Genomic DNA, 16,224 nt, shown 5'->3' on the forward strand with positions numbered 1-16,224 from the left:
GAATGTAATCCCCACTGCCGTATAAGCTTAATTAAATTGCCAGCAGCTTAAGCTTAGATTACCGTATTGGTAGCTCCGGTGAAGAAGCTGCGCATTACGGGCCGAGTCACCTGTTCCCATAGCGAGAAGAAGTGGAATGAAATGCTCACTCGTAGGAACAGCCTCCCCTGCATGGGGAGCAAGGTCGCGGTATTGAAACAAGGCTGCGGTATCCCATGCCTCCAGCTTACTTTGAATCCAGTTGTCGAATTGTTCTGCCCACCCGTCAACCGCCTCCGACTGCCAGTTTAATTTTCTTAAATTATGAACGGTACCTCCGCTTCCGATAATCAGCACATCCTGCTCGCGAAGCTCCTCCAGTGCCTTGCCGATCTCATACTGCTGCTCATTAGACAGATAACGGTTTACGGATAGTGCTATAACCGGGATATCGGCATCCGGATACAGCAGTTTTAGAACAGCCCAAGCGCCGTGGTCCAAGCCTCTTGTCTCATTTCTAACATTATCAACACCATACTTGGAAAATAAATTTTGGATCTGATCTACAAGTACTCTGTCACTTTGCGCCGGATAAGTCATCTGGTACAACTCGTCCTGGAATCCACCAAAATCGTAAATGGTTTCATACGTTTTGGCGGCGCTGACCGTCTGAACATTCTCCTCCCAATGAGCGGAGAAGATAACAATTGCTTTTGGCCTTGGATTGTTGTCTTTAAACTGTTTAAGTAACTTTGTATATTCGTTATCCTCAAGCACGATTGATGGTGCACCGTGTGCAAAAAAATAAGATGGCATCATGATTTTTCACCCCTTATTAGTATTGAATTTAGCATCTTGCTTAATCCAATTCAAAAAATCTAGCTGGTTCTCTTCGGATACGCCATGGTCAGTTGGATATAATTTAAATGTTAAACGCTCTGTTTGGCCCTCTAGATAGCTGGCAGTCTCATGCCCTATACGAACCGGGAACACAGAATCATATTCCCCATGTGAGGCAAATACAGAAACATCTTTAATACTGCGAAGAGAATACTCCGTTTTCACAAAGTCAGGAATGTATCCGTTCAGCGCCACAATTCCTTTCAGCTGTTCCCCCATCGTAAGCGCAAGCGTCATGGACAGGATTGCACCCTGGCTGAAACCGAGCAAATAACGTTTGTCAGGATCGATCGGGTACTTCTCTGTTGCATATTGAATGAAAGCTTCGAGATCTGTAACCGCTTGGTCAAACATCTCCCGGATGGGATTGCCAAGACTTTTCAAATCATAATATTGATATCCACTGCCAAGTTGCAGGTTCCCGCGAACCCCGATGATGATGAAATCTGCAGCCAGTGGAGCAACCAGACCGAACATATTGCGTTCATTCGATCCTTTGCCATGTAGGGTGATAATCACAGGGTACTTCTTGCCCTCTTCAAGATTAACAGGTAGGTGAACGTCATACTGATATGTGGGATTCATCTTCATCTCTCCTTGCTGTAAGTTATCTGCTACGCTTGCTCGAAATAAAATGGTCAATAGATAGCGGTGTCCGTTCTGCAACAATCAGATAAAGCGAGATCAATATGAATCCGAGGTCCAGCTCATAACCGGCCATCTGACCATTGCCCAGAAGACCTACAGATAATTTGGCTGTCATAATGGCACCGATGAGCACAATCACAAATACTGCGGATACATAACGGGTAAACAATCCCAGGATAAGCATAATACCGCCGACAAATTCAATCACCGCAACAACATAGGCTACAAATCCCGGAATACCCAATGAGGTAAACCACGCTTCTACATTACCAAGACCCATTTGAAACTTATCTACAGCATGGAATACAAAGATGATTCCCAGCACCACACGCATAATAATTGAAACTACAGTTGTTCTGTTCATTCTGTTCACTCCCTCTATAAATATTAGTAATAAAAATATAAATTCTATATGTGTAATTTAACTCATGCCACATTGACTTGTCAACATGAAAATTGATAATATGTAATTAAGTTTTGTATTACAAATATTATTGAGGTGTGATCCTATGGATATTGGCTCTTCGATAAGAACAATCCGGAAAAGAAAAAACATCACCATTGCTCAGATATGTGAGACTACCGGACTATCTCAAGGCTTTATGAGTCAGGTTGAAACGAATAAAACCTCACCCTCTATTTCAACACTGGAAAATATAGCCCAAGCGCTAAAAGTACCGTTAGCTTATTTGCTTTTAAAGAAAGAAGAGCGAATGCATATTGTTCGGAAGGGTGAACGGACAATTACTACCAGCGGTCCGGATAATTTGAAGGTGGAGCACTTGAGTTCAACAAAGAATGTGCGAATGACAATTGTAGAATTCCCTCCCGGTGCTATTATCGGAGATGCTCCTCATGCACATGAAGGCCAAGAGGTACATGTGGTCTTAAAAGGGAGAATTTACGCAGAACAAGGCGAGGATGGGGCTGAGTTTGGTGAAGGGGATTCCTTTAGCTGGAATGCATGTACGCCTCATTTAGTACGAAATATTGGTGAAGACACGGCAATTGTACTAATCTCCATCTATACAGAGAATGAGAACGGACGAGAGCTTCTGTAAGACAAAAGCCCACAATCAGCGGTTAGGCTGATTGCGGGCTTTTCAATATCTTTTATAAATGCTGATTCGCTATTTGTGAGTTGTATATCATCTTGGCATTAAAAAGGAGTAATTCGAGCGAACTTGTAACGTTCTTTTGCAAATTATAATCCCGGGGACTTCAATATGTTCAGATACAACAGCCTGCCGAAAAATTTTGTTTGAAATTACGGTTTATTCCAAATTTTATTAGATCAAGCGGATGGCAGTTTCGAAAAAAACATTTCTGTCGATTTAATCAAATAATCCCACTATACTATTAGAGGAAGATAACCCGACTTTGCTTTGGGGGTGTATGGACAAGTCTATGCTCAGATCCAAGCTTTTTTATTATCTGTTATTACTGTCACTCCTGACCCTGGCAGCCATCTTCATCATCAGCACCCGTTCGAATGAACGTGGATCCGGAAATGAAGCAGCCCAGTCAACGTCTACGGCCTCCGGCCGTCCTGACCAGATCAGCATTCTGATCGAAAACTCCTATCTGCCATATATCAGGAAAATTGCCGCGCGGTATGAAGAGCAATACGGGATCAAAGTCGATATCCGCTCCACCGATATCAACTCGCTGCATGACCAGATAGAAGACAGCCTCCTGCGGGGAGGCACAGATCTGGATATTATTCTGGTCGATACGGTCTGGACCACCGGATTCGCCAGAACCGGCTTGCTTGAGCCTCTGCGGAACTATGTCACAGGCAGCGTAATTGATAAATTGGTACCCATTGCTTATAACCAGCGGGTCATCAGCAATGATTTGTATGCGCTTCCCGATTTATATGCCTTCCCGGTCATCATGGAAGAGAAGTTCCTCTACTATAATGAATCGATGCTGAGAAGCGCCGGCATTTATGCTCCTCCAGCCACCTGGGAGGAACTGAAGGACATGGCGAAGTACATTCAGGATAAGGGACTTGCCAAGTACGGCCTGATCTGGAGCTGGAAGCCGGGCGAAGGCTTGATCACCGATTATACGCTACTGGCCAATGCCCTTGGCGTGCAGGCGAAGGATGCCAACGGCCGCTGGGTATTCAATGAGGGCGGCGGCGTGCAGGCGCTGGAATTCATGGTGAACACCCTGAGCAGCGGTTTATCCGATCCCGCTTCCCTGACTGCAGGCGATATGTCGGCTATTGAGACCTTCGCGGAGGGCAAGTTGCCTTTTTTGATCAGTTGGGCTTATGCCGATCCGATCCTCAGCCGCAAACCCGGCTTTAAAATGGCGCTCGTGCCCGGTTTCCAGGGATATCAAAGAAGCTCCACCGTTACCGGGGGCGGCGCACTCGGCATTACCCGAACTTCACGTCATAAAGACTGGGCCTGGAAATTTATTGATTTGACGATCAGCATGAGAAATGAAGTGTCCGCCAAGGACCAAATTGGAGGCCTTTCAGTCTGGAGCGAGCAGATCGACCAGTTCGAGAATGAGGAAAAATACCTGAACCGGAACCTGATGACCGAACAATTCGAATATGCGATCAACAGGCCGAGCATGTCATCTTATGTGGAGTGGTCGGGTGTGCTGCAGGATGCCATCACCTCGGTGCTCACCGGCAGGAAGACGGCCAGGCAGGCGCTGGATGAAGCCAAGGCGGAAATCGAAAAGCAGGGCATCAAATAAAAAATCTCTATCCCCGCTTGTTTTGCCAAACCGGCCGGGGATAGAGATTTTTGCTGTGCGCCCTCTAGGCGTTATAACGCATTGCACCGGGGGCCGAACAAGGTTTCTTTATATTCCGAGGGCGTCATTCCATAGTATTTTTTGTACACCTGCCCGAAGTATTTGCCGTCCGCGAACCCGACCCGGCGGGCAACTTCCAGTACGGTCAAACGCCGGCTGCCGGTGAGTAATTGCTTGGCCTTTTCCACCCGTTTGAGCGACAGGTATTCGTTAAAGTTAGTCCCCAGCTCTTTTTTAAAAATTCTGCTGAGATGGCTGGCGCTCACATGGAACAAGTCTGCAACCAATTGAAGATTCAGCTCGGCTTCGGCATAATGATCATCCACATACCGGGCGATCCGCTCCGCCAGGCTTCTTCCCATCGCTTCTTCCTTCCTCCATAACGCCTCCTCGCAGGCCAGGGCCGTAATCCGGCTTAACAGGTCCGTATATTCTTCAAAGGTCCGCAGTCCGGCGATTCCCGCAATGGCTTCCGTGATTTGGTCCTTTATCTTCCACTCCGGCACATGCTTGGACAGGCCGAGCAGGAAGTCAAGACAGCTGTTCAGGGCGATACTTTTATTCCTGCCGGCTCTAATGCCGGCCGTGAATTCGTCCAAATACCGTTTCGCTTTCGGCTCGTCGCCGTCACAGATCGCCTCAAACCATTCCGCATCCATGCGGCCCAAGGGCGGCTTGCCAGAGCTGCACTGAAGTGCATCCTGCAGCTTTGGCATCAGACTTCCCCAGAACAATTGGGTCTCGAGCAGCTTGAGCGCATGCTGGAAGGAGCTGTACAGCTCGCTGATTTCCCGGAAGTTGGTGCCAATGCCGACGCTGATTTGCTTTTTTAAATACATTTCGATGTTCTCCAGACATTCGGTTGTCGCTTCTACCACTCTTTTGCGGATAATCACCTGCTGCAAGGCGGGATCGGACTTGACGACGACAACACTCTTCCCTTCCATATCAACGATGGAGGTCGCCATTTGGAAGCGGAGGTACGTTTCATTCACTATATTGTTGACGGCATACTGGTACAGGGAGGCATACTCTTCATAAGAAAGATCCGAGGGATTATACATCTCAAACACCACGACCACACCGCAGCCGAGCTGGATGCCGTAATCCTTCAGCTTTGTACGCATAGCGGCAATATCCTTATTGCCGTTCACAATCACATTCATGAGGATGCCCGCCTCCACGATGTCCGCGTTCTCCCGCTTGGAGTCACTGGCCGCCTGCAGCAGAGAAGCCCTCTTGCCGTTGATCCTGTCCACCGCCTTAAGAATGCAGGCATTCAGGTCGGGAATCTTGATTGGCTTGAGCAGATAATCGAATACTTGATGCCTTACTGCGGTACGGGCATAGTCGAATTCACTGTATCCGCTGAGGAGAATCGTGATCATCCCCGGATAATGACGCTTGATATGCTCGGCCAGCTCCAGCCCGTTCATCCCGGGCATCTTGATGTCAGTAATGACGATATCCGGCTTAAAGCGTTCAATGACTTCCAGGCCTTCCAGTCCGTTGGCGGCCGTCCCGCATACTGTGCAGTTCAGCTTGCTCCAGTCTACCTTCTCGCTCAGCCCCCGGCTTACGATGTCTTCATCATCCACAATCACGATTTTATACAATATTCTTCCCACCTTCATCCGCAGTATTGGGAGGCGCAGTTACATTCTCCATTACAGGCACTATAATCTCGACAATGGTACCGCTGCCCGGCATGCCGTTGATCGTCAGACCGTAGCTTTCGCCGAACAGCATTTGAATCCGTTTGTGTACGTTTCTCATTCCGTTGCCTGTCCCTTTGGCACTGCCGAGGTCCACCTCGCCCGTGAATTCCAGCAGCCGGTCCCGCTTCTGTGCCTCGATCCCGACACCGTCATCAATCACCCGGAATCTTACGCTCCCACCATCCATGATCCCGATTATGCTCAGGTTGCCCGGACCGACTTTATTCTCCAGCCCGTGCACGAACGAATTCTCCACAATCGGCTGCAAAATAAACCTGGGAATCCATAGCTCCGCAATGTCGTCGTCCATGTGGATTGAAACCGTGATCCGGCTCTCAAAACGGGTCTTCTGAATAGCCAAATAAGCATTGATATATTCCAGCTCCGAGCGGACCGGCACCATTTCCCGGTGATCGGCCAGGTTGGCCTTTAACAGCTGCGCCAGGGAGATGGTCACATTCTCGATCTTGTCATTCTCACCGTACATGGACAGCCAGCGGATCGTATCCAGCGTATTGTACAGAAAATGGGGATTAATCTGGGCCTTAAGCGCCCGGTATTCGGATTCACGCTGGGCCAGCTCCTTCTGGTACACCTCGGAGATCAAATAATTGATCTTGCCCATCATCTGGTTGAAGCTGCGCCCGAGCCGCCCGAACTCATCCCTCCGGCTGATTCTGACCTGCTGATCGAAACGGTCTGTCTCCACCTGATCCATAACCTGCTTCAGCGCGTGGAGCGGAGCGATTAAGCGGCTGGTCGTGAACCAGGTCAAGAGGATGCCCAGCAGCACGCCGATCACTCCGATCGCGGTGATCCAGCGTCCGATCAGTTCCGTGCCTTTGGAGATTTCCTTAAGCGGCACAAGCGAGACTACTCTCCACCCTTCCTGGGCGGATACAAAGGTTGTGAACAGCATTTTTCCATACGGCTCCATATTCAATAAAGAAGGCCCCTCGGCGGATTGCAATTTCGCGCGGCGGAGCAGATCCTCCACGTGGATATCGGGAACCTCGCTGCTGCTGACAACGATACGATCCTGCTCATCAAACACATAGCTGTAGCGGTAAGGCTCGGATTGCAGGCGCTGCTTTAAATAATCGTCCTTGAGCGAAATGGTAATATAACCGAGCATCTTGAGCGAATCCCGTTCCCGGATGGCTCTTTCGATATAAATAACCCCTTTGTTGACCCTCCAGGTGATTCTTCCCACCGTGTCATAACGCTGTTTCTTCAGCTCGGACTGCACATCGTCCTTATTATTCACAAGCCCGGAAGTGTTATAGTTCAGCTTGACCAGGAACTGCTGCGTATTGAAGAGATAGACGGTTTCCAGCTTATCGGTGGAGTACAGGATTTTGGAAACGACCAGCTGTTCCAGCGAGCTTAACTTCTCATATGTAAGCTGGTTCGTCTGCAGCAGCATAGACTGGATTTCTGAATCTTCGGTAATGCTGTCCATCAGCTTGCCCATATACGAAATGGCATCGTCCATATTCTCGCTGATAAATTGCACCTTCTGGGCATCATTTGCCTTGGCGTCATTCAGATGAAAATTAATGGAAACGGCGTAAGTGACAATCTCGATGATAGCGATTACAAGAATTAGCATAACTACAACCATCAGAATCATCTTGCGCTTTACACTGGAAGACAGGTAGGTTAGCAGTGCGCGCTTCAACATCCAGCAGCTCCTTCAAACATAGGTTGTACCTATATTACCAAGAATCCTTTTACATGTTAATAAACAAAATTAACCTGCCTGCCGCAAATCCAACACGGATCGCCTTTATACTCCATACAGTGAAAACAGCCGAACGTCCCATGATGCGGACCGTCCGGCCTGTACTCTTGTGCACATTCGCTATGCGTCTTTCGCTCACGAAGCTTCCGCAGCTGCGGATTTCGATTTCACCATCCGGGAAATCGCCAGGGCGGCCAGTATAATGATCAGTCCCCGCACGATCGGTTGGACAAAGGATGAGATGTTCAGCAGATTCATGATGTTCATGACAACAGCGAAAATGAGCAGTCCGATGAAGCTTCCGCCGATCGTGCCGCGGCCTCCGGTTAGGCTGGTTCCCCCGACAATCACGACGGCGATGGCCACCAGCTCAAATTGAAAGCCCGAGCGCGGTTCACCCATGCCGATCCGGGAAGTAATCAGCAGCCCGGCCAGGGCGGCAAGAACGCCGCTAATGATATATACGATCACCTTGACGCGCTCAACCTTGATCCCGAACAACCGGGATGTCTCTTCCCCGCCGCCGACAGCCAGCACATGTCTGCCAAACGGCGTACGATTTAGAACGAAATATCCGAGGACGAACACTACTACGACATAGACGGCGGGAAGCGGAATGCCCAGCAAACTTCCGTTCGCTATATTCGAAAACGCAGGTGTCACCGTTCCGATAATCGGCCCGCCGTTCGTGTACCAGAGAGCAACGGCCCGGAAGATCGCCATCGTAGCCAGCGTCGCCATAAAAGGCTCGACCCGGAATTTCGTCAGCACGACTCCGTTGAGCGCACCGACAAGAGCGCCGATCAGGATCACCACAGTCAGAATGCCCCACACGCCCAAATGCTGCGTATTGGCGCTGACGACCGCCGTTAAAGCCACAACGGATCCGACCGAAAGATCGATCCCCCCCGTAAGAATTACAAGTGTCATACCCACGGCAATGAGCGCACTTTCCGCACTGTATTGCAGCAAATTCATCAGATTGGCGTACGTCAGGAACTTATCGGACAGCAGTGAACCTACGATCATTAACAGGATGAGGGTTGCCAGCGGAAGATAGCTTCTCCATTTCGCCATATTCATTTCACCTCCTGCAGTGCGTATTCCATAATTTTCTCTTCGGATGCTTCGTCCCGCTGCAGCTCGCCGGTAATGGTTCCGCCGGAGAAGACGAGAATCCGGTCACACATTCCCAGAAGCTCGGGAAGCTCGGAGGAGACCATGATCAGGGACAGACCCTGGCTCAGCAGCTTGTTGATTTCCTGGTAAATTTCCATCTTGGCCCCGACATCCACACCCCGGGTAGGCTCTTCGAGAATAAGAATTTTATACTTGTCCAGGAGCCAGCGTCCGATAAGCGCCTTCTGCTGGTTGCCCCCGCTGAGAGAGCGGATCGGCGCCTTAATGTTCTTCGGTCTCACCGACAGCTGCTGCACCAATTCATTGGCCTGCCTGCTTTCCTTCGGCTCACTGATCAGACCGAACGTTCTGAACTTGCGCAGCGAAGTAATGGACATATTGGTCCGCACACTTAAATTCAGAAATAACCCTTGCGTCTTACGGTCCTCCGGCACAAATGCAATCCCTTCCGCAATGCACTGCCGCGGATTTCTCGGAGCGAACGGCTTGCCGTCCAGCACCATCTTACCCGAATAGCCTTTGATCAGCCCGAACAGTACTTTAGTCAAAATATTTCCGCCCGAGCCCGCCAATCCGGCAATGCCGAGAATTTCGCGTTTGTTCAGGCTTAAGCTCACATTATGCAGCAACTCCGGCACATTCAAATCAGAAATCTCCAGCACTTTGGCACCGATCTGTTCCGTGTTCACAGGATAATATTCATTCAGCTCCCGCCCGATCATCAGCTGGACGAGCCGCGCTTCATCCGTATCCTTGATATCCATCGTTTTTACATGCTGTCCGTCCCTCAGAACGGTAACCCGGTCAGCCATGGCGAAAATTTCCCGCAGCCGGTGCGAAATATAGATGATCGTTACCTTTCTTTTTCTGAGCTCGGCAATCGTCTTGAACAGCACAGCCAGCTCGTCTTCGTTCAGGTTCGCGGAAGGTTCATCCATAATCAGCAGCTCCGCGTTGAACGAGACGGCTCTGGCGATCTCGACCATCTTCCGTTCCGAGATGCTCAGCTCTTCCATTTTCTTATAAGGATCAATCTTGATGTCGAGATTGTTCAGCAGCTCTCCCGCTTCCTTATACAGCGTCTTCCACTGCAGCAGGGAACCCTTTTGCGGTTCTCTCCCCAGATAAATATTCTCCGCCACCGACAGCGCGGGAATCTCCTGAATTTCCTGAAACAACGTGCTGACCCCGCTCTTCTGCGCCATATAAGGCGACAGGAACTTGACGGACTGGCCTTTAAAATGAACGTTGCCTTCCGAAGGCAAATGAACGCCGGATAATATTTTGATCAGGGTTGATTTGCCGGCCCCGTTCTCGCCGACAATCGCATGGAATTCCCCTTCGCTAATGTTCACGTTAATATCTTTCAGCGCATAATGATTGCCGAACTGCTTGGAGATTCCGTCTAATTTAAGGATGACATTATCCATATCGTTCCCTCTTTGTCATATACATGGATTTGTAGTTACTTGCGGTTCTTGGAAGCGGAAAAGACGACGGCAGCCAGAATGATGATGCCCAGAATGAACTGCTGAATATAAGGATTCATGTTCAGGAATACGAGCAGATTAAACAGCAGCCCGGCGAGCAGAGCACCTAAAAATGCTCCCCAGATTGTGCCTTTTCCGCCGGATAAGCTGGCTCCGCCCACCACGACGGCGGCGATGGCGCTCAGCTCCATGCCTGTTGCTCCGCTGTTGCCGGACATCGGCTGATAAGCGCCGGTTCTGGAGGCAATCAGCAGGCCCGCTATCGCGGCGAACAATCCGGACAGCGCATAAACGCTCAGCTGTACTTTTTTAACGTTGATGCCCGAGTTATAAGCCGCCACCCGGTTGGACCCTACACTGTAGATCTGCCGCCCAAAGATCGTTTTGTTCAGCATAATGAACCCGATAATGTATAACACCAGCATGATAATGACGGGATTGGGAATAGCCCCGATGTACCCCCCGCCAATGGAAAGAAAGCTGTCGCTCGCGTCTCCGCTGATGCCTTTGCCTTTCGTCATAAACAGCGTGGTTCCGTCGATAATTACCTTGGTCCCGAGCGTTACGATGAATGGCTGCAGCTTCCCGAAGGTAATCAGCATGCCGTTAATGAGACCGAGGAACAAACCCAGTGCCAGGACAACAATCACGATTACAACGGTTGGCGCCTGCAGCTGAACGAGCATAATGGCCGTTAAACTTACCGCCTGCATCACAGAACCCACCGACAGGTCAATGCCGCCGATCAGTACCGTCAGCAGCATCCCGATCGACACGATGGCCGGATAGGAGATCTGCCGCAGCAGATTTGAGAAGTTATAGGAAGTGAAGAACTCCGGTGAGAAGATTGGAGAGATTAATGTGACGATTACGATAAACAGCAGCAGCAGCGTCTCTTCCTGTTTCAAGAGCGTACGGGCTTTCTGAATGGTTTCCATCTGCCTGATTCCCCTTTATTTAATGGGACAATGATGGCTTTGCTTACTGACGCTTAACTGAGGCAAAGCCATCATTGCTATTCTCAAATTTTAATCCTGGTACCAGTTGCAGACATACGGATGATTGGTCAGCGACTCCGGTCCGTCTTTGCGGATCACAACTGTATCTTCTACACGGGTACCGGCATATCCGGGAATGAGCAGAGTAATTTCAAAAGCGATCGTCTGGTTCTCGACCAGAATATCCTGGCTGTCCGGGCCTACTACCGGAATTTCCTCCTCCGGATCCATGCCAGTGGAGTGGGCGCAGCCCCGGCCTTCACCGGCCATATGCGGATATCCTTCGCGCTTCAGCACTTCGTTGGCGGCCACATCGGCCTCCGCGCCGGTCATACCCGGTCTCAGAGCGGACATTCCCGCTCTCCATGCTTCCAGGCAGGTATCGAGCAGGCGCTGTTTCTCCGCATCCACCTTGCCGTAAGCTACACCACGCGCCATATCGGACGAATATCCGTTATAACGGCAGCCGATATCGATGAGGATCGTGTCGCCTTTGACAATTTCGCGGTCACGCGGGCGGGCCAGGAAGAAGTCCCCGGAGTTCGGTCCCGACTGGACCATCATATCGAACGAGACGGTGTCCGCACCGCTCGCGAACATGTGCGCCATCGCTTGACGCGTCACTTCTCTCTCGGTCAGGCGTTCGGTGGCGAGCAGCTCGTGGATTTTTTCAATCCCCATGTCCGCCAGTCGGCCGGCTACTTTCATATTACGGATTTCCGTTTCGCTCTTAATCGATTTCAGGTACTCGATAATATTGGTCTTCTGCAACACCGAGGTTGGATTCAGGCTGTCGCGGATCGTCTCATAGAATTCAAGCGCGCAGTATTTCGAGCCGCTGAGGCCGATTTTGGCAGAATTTCTGCCTTTCTGGAAATCCTTCAGCACATTGCCGAGCTCCTGGCGGATGCCTCTTACATCGGAGAACCATGTCTCGTCGGCGGCATAGGATACCAGACTGCCTTCCGCGAACAGCGTAGGTTCGCCGTCAAGCGGGATAAACACCATAGCAGGATATGGGAATACCCCGTCAAATGCGCGATAGTTGGCTAACCAGCGGACATTGCTCATACGGTACGAGTCTGAATAAACCAGCAGCCCGTCCAGGCCTTCCGCTTCCATTTTCACTCTTGCCTTCTGCAAACGTTCCTTGTACTCGGTTACCGGAATTTCCTGCAATACGTCTTCAAAGCCCATGATGAATTCCTCCTGAATTTATAATTGGATTGGTCTTGGCGGATATGTTTCTTTTAGAACGTTGAATTCGGATCGTAGAAGTCATCGACATTCGACTTGTCGATTACAGGAGAGTCCAGAATCACTCTCTTCTGAATCTCTTTGCCGTTCGCCGCATCGATCGCCAGCTTCACAGCCGTCTCGAAGCTCCATTCATTTTTCACGGACATCATCAGCTCATCCGTGTTCTTGATCTTCTCCAGCGCTTCCTTCTGGGAGTCCATACTGACCACCTTGATCTCGCTCATCCGGTTTGCTTTCTTAATGGCTTCAATCGCGCCGAGCGCCATCTCATCATTCTGGGCGAACACGAAGTCAATCTTGCTGTTGGCCTGCAAAATATTCGTCATCACCTGCATCGCAGGCAGCCGCAGCCATTCTCCGGATTGCTCCGCCACGATCTTGATATCCGGATACTTTTGGATCTCCGGCATGAACCCCTGCGTACGAAGCTGGGAGTTGGTCGACTCGACGACACCGTTGAGGATGACCAGATTGCCCTTTTGGCCCATCTTGTCGGCAATGTACTTCGCCGCCTGCTGGCCCATCGTCACCTCATCCGAAGCAACGAATGTCGTATAGGGAATGCTGTCATCGTCCGGTACTCCGGAGGCTGCGATAATCAGCGGGATGCCCGCTCTTTCCGCTTCCTTGTATGCGGGGTAGATCGCGTTGCCCGACAGGCTGCTCACGATAAGGGCATCGACATTGCGGGCGATCAGGCTCTCGATGTTGGCGATTTCCTTGTTTGCGTCCCCTTGTCCATCTGTCACAATAATCTCAACCCCGAGATCGGCGGCTGCCTTCTTTGCCGTATCTACGTTGGCAATCCGGAACGGGTGATTCATGACCGTCTGCGAGAAACCGATTACAATTTTTCCGTCTCCCGATTTCCCGGATGAATTGGAGCCTTCGGATGTACTGGCCGCTTCTGTCGTGCCTGCATTACCAGCCCCTCCGCCGCATCCTGTAACCGCTATCAAGAGCACTAAAAATAATGCCAATACCGAAGTTTTTTTCTTCATCATTATTCCCCCTGTCATTAGTGTTGACCTAGCCGCCTTCCTCCTTCCAGTGTTTATAGCTTGTTGCCTTGAATTGATTATATAATTAATCCCCGCCCGATTAAGGTTGAAAAAAATGACATCCGGGTCGAAAGTTTTGATGCCGGAGAGTAAAAAGCGCAAGGCCCAAGCCTTGTTCCGGCTTGGGCCTTGCTCTGATGCTGTCTTGAATTTTATCTGCCTGCTGTCATCTCTTCGCTGATAACGCCACCTGGTAAACCGGCTCGGCCGTCCCATGGCGTGCCGTTATGAAATGGTCATGGACCAATTGCCCTTCGGAGAAGGCATATCCGACAACAACTTAGTCTACTTCCCGTGACTCCCCCGCTGCCGCATCCCCTCAAATAAAAGGATCGTCGCTGCCATCGCAGCATTCAGCGATTCGGCGCGGCCGGCCATCGGGATGATGATGCTCTTATCGACAAGGGCTGCCGTCTCCGGTGAGATACCTTTACCTTCGCTGCCGATCAGCAGCCACTGGCTGCCCTGGAAATCATGGGTGTAGCAGGAATCTTCACCTGTCAGTGAAGTGCTGACCAGCAGCGCACCGCGTTCCCGCGCCTGCGGCAGAATCATGCCGAGGTCTCCCTCCACCACCGGAAGATGGAACATCGAGCCCATCGTGGAACGGATGGTCTTCGGATTGAAGAGATCGGCGCAGCCTTGGCCGAGGATGACCCCGTCGGCACCCGCTGCATCGGCGCTGCGGATGATCGTGCCCACGTTGCCGGGGTCCTGGACCCCGTCCAGCACGACAACCAGACTATCCGGCTTCGCCAGGATGGCCTCCACGCCCTGCTGCTCCTTGCGCACAACCGCAAACACCGGCTGCGGTGTATTCGTGCTGCTGCACTTCGCAATCACCGCTGCTGACACGCCAATTACCTCCATGCCCTGAACGGCCTGAAGCAGAGGCTTCAGCTCGGACGGCATGCCTTTATCCAGATCAAACGCCAGGCATTCCACATCTGCTTCTGCCTGCAGCGCCTCCTGCACCAGATGAATGCCTTCCACGATATATTTACCGGATTTGTCGCGGTGCTTCTTCTCCTGCAGTCCGGCCCATTCCTTCACCCGCGTATTCTGCGGCGACATAATTTCCATGAGGTCCTACCTTTCTGTTGCTTGCAGATTCCTGATCTTAAGTATGCTAAACCAACCGGGCGACTTAACTGTAGTTAGTACAACTAAAAACAGACTTTCCGCAGCAAATCCCCTTTTAACTGGAGTCTGTACAACTAAAAGTAGCAGTTTGAGTAAAACTCCGCCATTTGTGTGATTTTAGTTGTACCAGATACATCTATTTGCAAATAACGGATTAATTCATTTAAAATAACTGCACAAAATACAATTAACCTTACCTGTACCTGTATCTATGTCTGTGTCTGTACTCACTCATACTTCCCCTATTGATAAGCCATTTCCAGCTTCGTCAGGTTGTCCTTCCGGCCGACGATGACAAGTACATCGCCCTCGCTCAGACGATCCTCCGCTCTGGGGGAAATATTCATTTCCTCTCCCCGGCGGATGGCCATTACGTTACAGCCATATTTGGCACGAATGTTAAGCTCCTGCAGATTCTTGCCCAGCATCGGCCCGGAGACCTTCATATCCAGGATGCTGTAATCCGGTGACAGCTCTATATAATCGAGGATGTTCGGCGAGGCCAGATGATGCGCCACCCTGAGGCCCATATCCCGTTCAGGGTAGATTACCTTATCCGCCCCGATTTTACTCAGAACCTTGCCGTGCAGCTCGCTTTTGGCCTTAACCAGAATCGCAGGCACGCCGAGATCCTTCAAGATCAGCGTGGTTAGAATACTGGCCTGAATATCTTCGCCAATCGCGACAACGACCACATCGAAGTTACGGATTCCGAGTGCACGAAGTGCCTCTTCATCTGTGGAATCCGCCGATACGGCATGAGTAACAATATTCGAGATTTCCTGGGTGCGCTGCTCATCCGCATCAATGGCCAGTACATCAAAGCCCATACCGCTGAGCGCTTTGGCTACACTTGAGCCGAAACGTCCCATTCCGATGACGGCATATTGTTTTTTTGCCATAATTGTTGTACCTCCCGCCCGCATTTCGCATCTCAAACAGTATAGCATAAGCCGTTATAAACTTGAATTTTCAGCACTGCCGCAGGGCACCTTATAAAGAGCCTATGCTAACAAAACTTAAGCCCACGCTCCCGAAGCCAGTTTTGCGAAGCTGACCCAGGAAGCCTAAGCTAACAAAACTTTTAGGAGGTCGATTATGCCAGTCACCATTGATTTGCGCCAGGCTATTGTACACAAGATTCACGGACAGACCGAAGAAGGTCTGCGGGAAGTGATCGAGAATTCCGTGGACGGGCCGGAAGCCGCGCTTCCCGGACTCGGCGTTGTCTTCGAAATGATCTGGAAGGACCTTGATCCCGCCAAGCAGGACCGGGTACTCTCCATGCTGCACAGACATCTGGAGAAGCTTACGCCAGGGTCCATAACCTCCTAAAGAGGTTCATTCCGCCAAAAACCTCCG

At 50.6% G+C, this 16,224-nt stretch carries 15 protein-coding genes; 3 read left to right on the forward strand and 12 right to left on the reverse strand.

Features of this window, described 5'->3' with window-relative positions:
- Positions 1 to 27: 27 nt before the first annotated feature.
- The 3 genes from PBOR_RS29750 to PBOR_RS29760 are packed head-to-tail and all read right to left on the reverse strand — an operon-like array spanning position 28 to position 1,891.
- Positions 28 to 798, reverse strand: coding sequence for a DODA-type extradiol aromatic ring-opening family dioxygenase (locus PBOR_RS29750; RefSeq protein ID WP_042217497.1), 771 nt, complete (start codon positions 796 to 798; stop codon positions 28 to 30).
- A 6-nt stretch (positions 799 to 804) separates the two neighbouring features.
- On the reverse strand, positions 805 to 1,464 hold the full coding sequence (locus PBOR_RS29755; RefSeq protein WP_042217499.1) for an alpha/beta hydrolase: 660 nt from the start codon (positions 1,462 to 1,464) through the stop codon (positions 805 to 807).
- A 22-nt stretch (positions 1,465 to 1,486) separates the two neighbouring features.
- Positions 1,487 to 1,891 (reverse strand): DoxX family protein, encoded by a 405-nt coding sequence (locus PBOR_RS29760; protein WP_042217501.1) that lies wholly within the window; start codon positions 1,889 to 1,891, stop codon positions 1,487 to 1,489.
- Between the two features lie 145 nt (positions 1,892 to 2,036).
- Between PBOR_RS29760 and PBOR_RS29765 the strand changes: the two genes are divergently transcribed.
- The gene (locus PBOR_RS29765; RefSeq protein WP_042217502.1) at positions 2,037 to 2,588 is read left to right on the forward strand and encodes a helix-turn-helix domain-containing protein; all 552 of its coding nucleotides are present in this window, start codon (positions 2,037 to 2,039) and stop codon (positions 2,586 to 2,588) included.
- A 334-nt stretch (positions 2,589 to 2,922) separates the two neighbouring features.
- Positions 2,923 to 4,248 carry an extracellular solute-binding protein gene (locus PBOR_RS29770; RefSeq protein ID WP_042217503.1) on the forward strand — a complete coding sequence of 442 codons (1,326 nt, stop codon included), beginning with the start codon at positions 2,923 to 2,925 and terminating at the stop codon, positions 4,246 to 4,248.
- 71 nt (positions 4,249 to 4,319) lie between these two features.
- Here the strand turns inward: PBOR_RS29770 and PBOR_RS29775 are convergent, their stop codons facing one another.
- The 9 genes from PBOR_RS29775 to PBOR_RS29815 all read right to left on the reverse strand — a co-directional run bounded on the left by PBOR_RS29775 (position 4,320) and on the right by PBOR_RS29815 (position 15,788).
- Positions 4,320 to 5,924, reverse strand: a complete 1,605-nt coding sequence (locus PBOR_RS29775) for a response regulator (RefSeq protein WP_042217505.1) — start codon at positions 5,922 to 5,924, stop codon at positions 4,320 to 4,322.
- Positions 5,917 to 7,710, reverse strand: a complete 1,794-nt coding sequence (locus tag PBOR_RS35825) for a cache domain-containing sensor histidine kinase (protein WP_052429699.1) — start codon at positions 7,708 to 7,710, stop codon at positions 5,917 to 5,919. The genes PBOR_RS29775 and PBOR_RS35825 overlap by 8 nt, the downstream gene beginning before the upstream one ends.
- 195 nt (positions 7,711 to 7,905) lie before the next feature.
- Positions 7,906 to 8,847, reverse strand: coding sequence for an ABC transporter permease (locus PBOR_RS29785; RefSeq protein ID WP_245647943.1), 942 nt, complete (start codon positions 8,845 to 8,847; stop codon positions 7,906 to 7,908).
- A 2-nt stretch (positions 8,848 to 8,849) separates the two neighbouring features.
- Positions 8,850 to 10,340, reverse strand: a complete 1,491-nt coding sequence (locus PBOR_RS29790; protein ID WP_042217508.1) for a sugar ABC transporter ATP-binding protein — start codon at positions 10,338 to 10,340, stop codon at positions 8,850 to 8,852.
- 35 nt (positions 10,341 to 10,375) lie between these two features.
- The gene (locus PBOR_RS29795; protein WP_042217510.1) at positions 10,376 to 11,338 is read right to left on the reverse strand and encodes an ABC transporter permease; all 963 of its coding nucleotides are present in this window, start codon (positions 11,336 to 11,338) and stop codon (positions 10,376 to 10,378) included.
- Positions 11,339 to 11,428: 90 nt separating this feature from the next.
- Positions 11,429 to 12,595: a M24 family metallopeptidase gene (locus tag PBOR_RS29800; protein WP_042217512.1), complete on the reverse strand. Its 1,167-nt coding sequence runs from the start codon at positions 12,593 to 12,595 to the stop codon at positions 11,429 to 11,431.
- Between the two features lie 53 nt (positions 12,596 to 12,648).
- Entirely contained in the window at positions 12,649 to 13,662 is a 1,014-nt protein-coding gene (locus PBOR_RS29805; protein ID WP_157764166.1) for a substrate-binding domain-containing protein, read from the reverse strand.
- Positions 13,663 to 14,004: 342 nt separating this feature from the next.
- A complete protein-coding gene (locus PBOR_RS29810; RefSeq protein WP_042217514.1) occupies positions 14,005 to 14,802 on the reverse strand; it encodes a TrmH family RNA methyltransferase in 798 nt (265 codons plus the stop codon).
- Between the two features lie 302 nt (positions 14,803 to 15,104).
- Positions 15,105 to 15,788, reverse strand: coding sequence for a potassium channel family protein (locus PBOR_RS29815; protein WP_342671096.1), 684 nt, complete (start codon positions 15,786 to 15,788; stop codon positions 15,105 to 15,107).
- 172 nt (positions 15,789 to 15,960) lie between these two features.
- Between PBOR_RS29815 and PBOR_RS29820 the strand changes: the two genes are divergently transcribed.
- Positions 15,961 to 16,197 (forward strand): small acid-soluble spore protein SspI, encoded by a 237-nt coding sequence (locus tag PBOR_RS29820; protein ID WP_042139923.1) that lies wholly within the window; start codon positions 15,961 to 15,963, stop codon positions 16,195 to 16,197.
- Positions 16,198 to 16,224: the final 27 nt, after the last annotated feature.

The sequence above is a fragment of the Paenibacillus borealis genome (assembly GCF_000758665.1).
GTDB classification, from domain to species: Bacteria; Bacillota; Bacilli; order Paenibacillales; family Paenibacillaceae; genus Paenibacillus_AQ; species Paenibacillus_AQ borealis.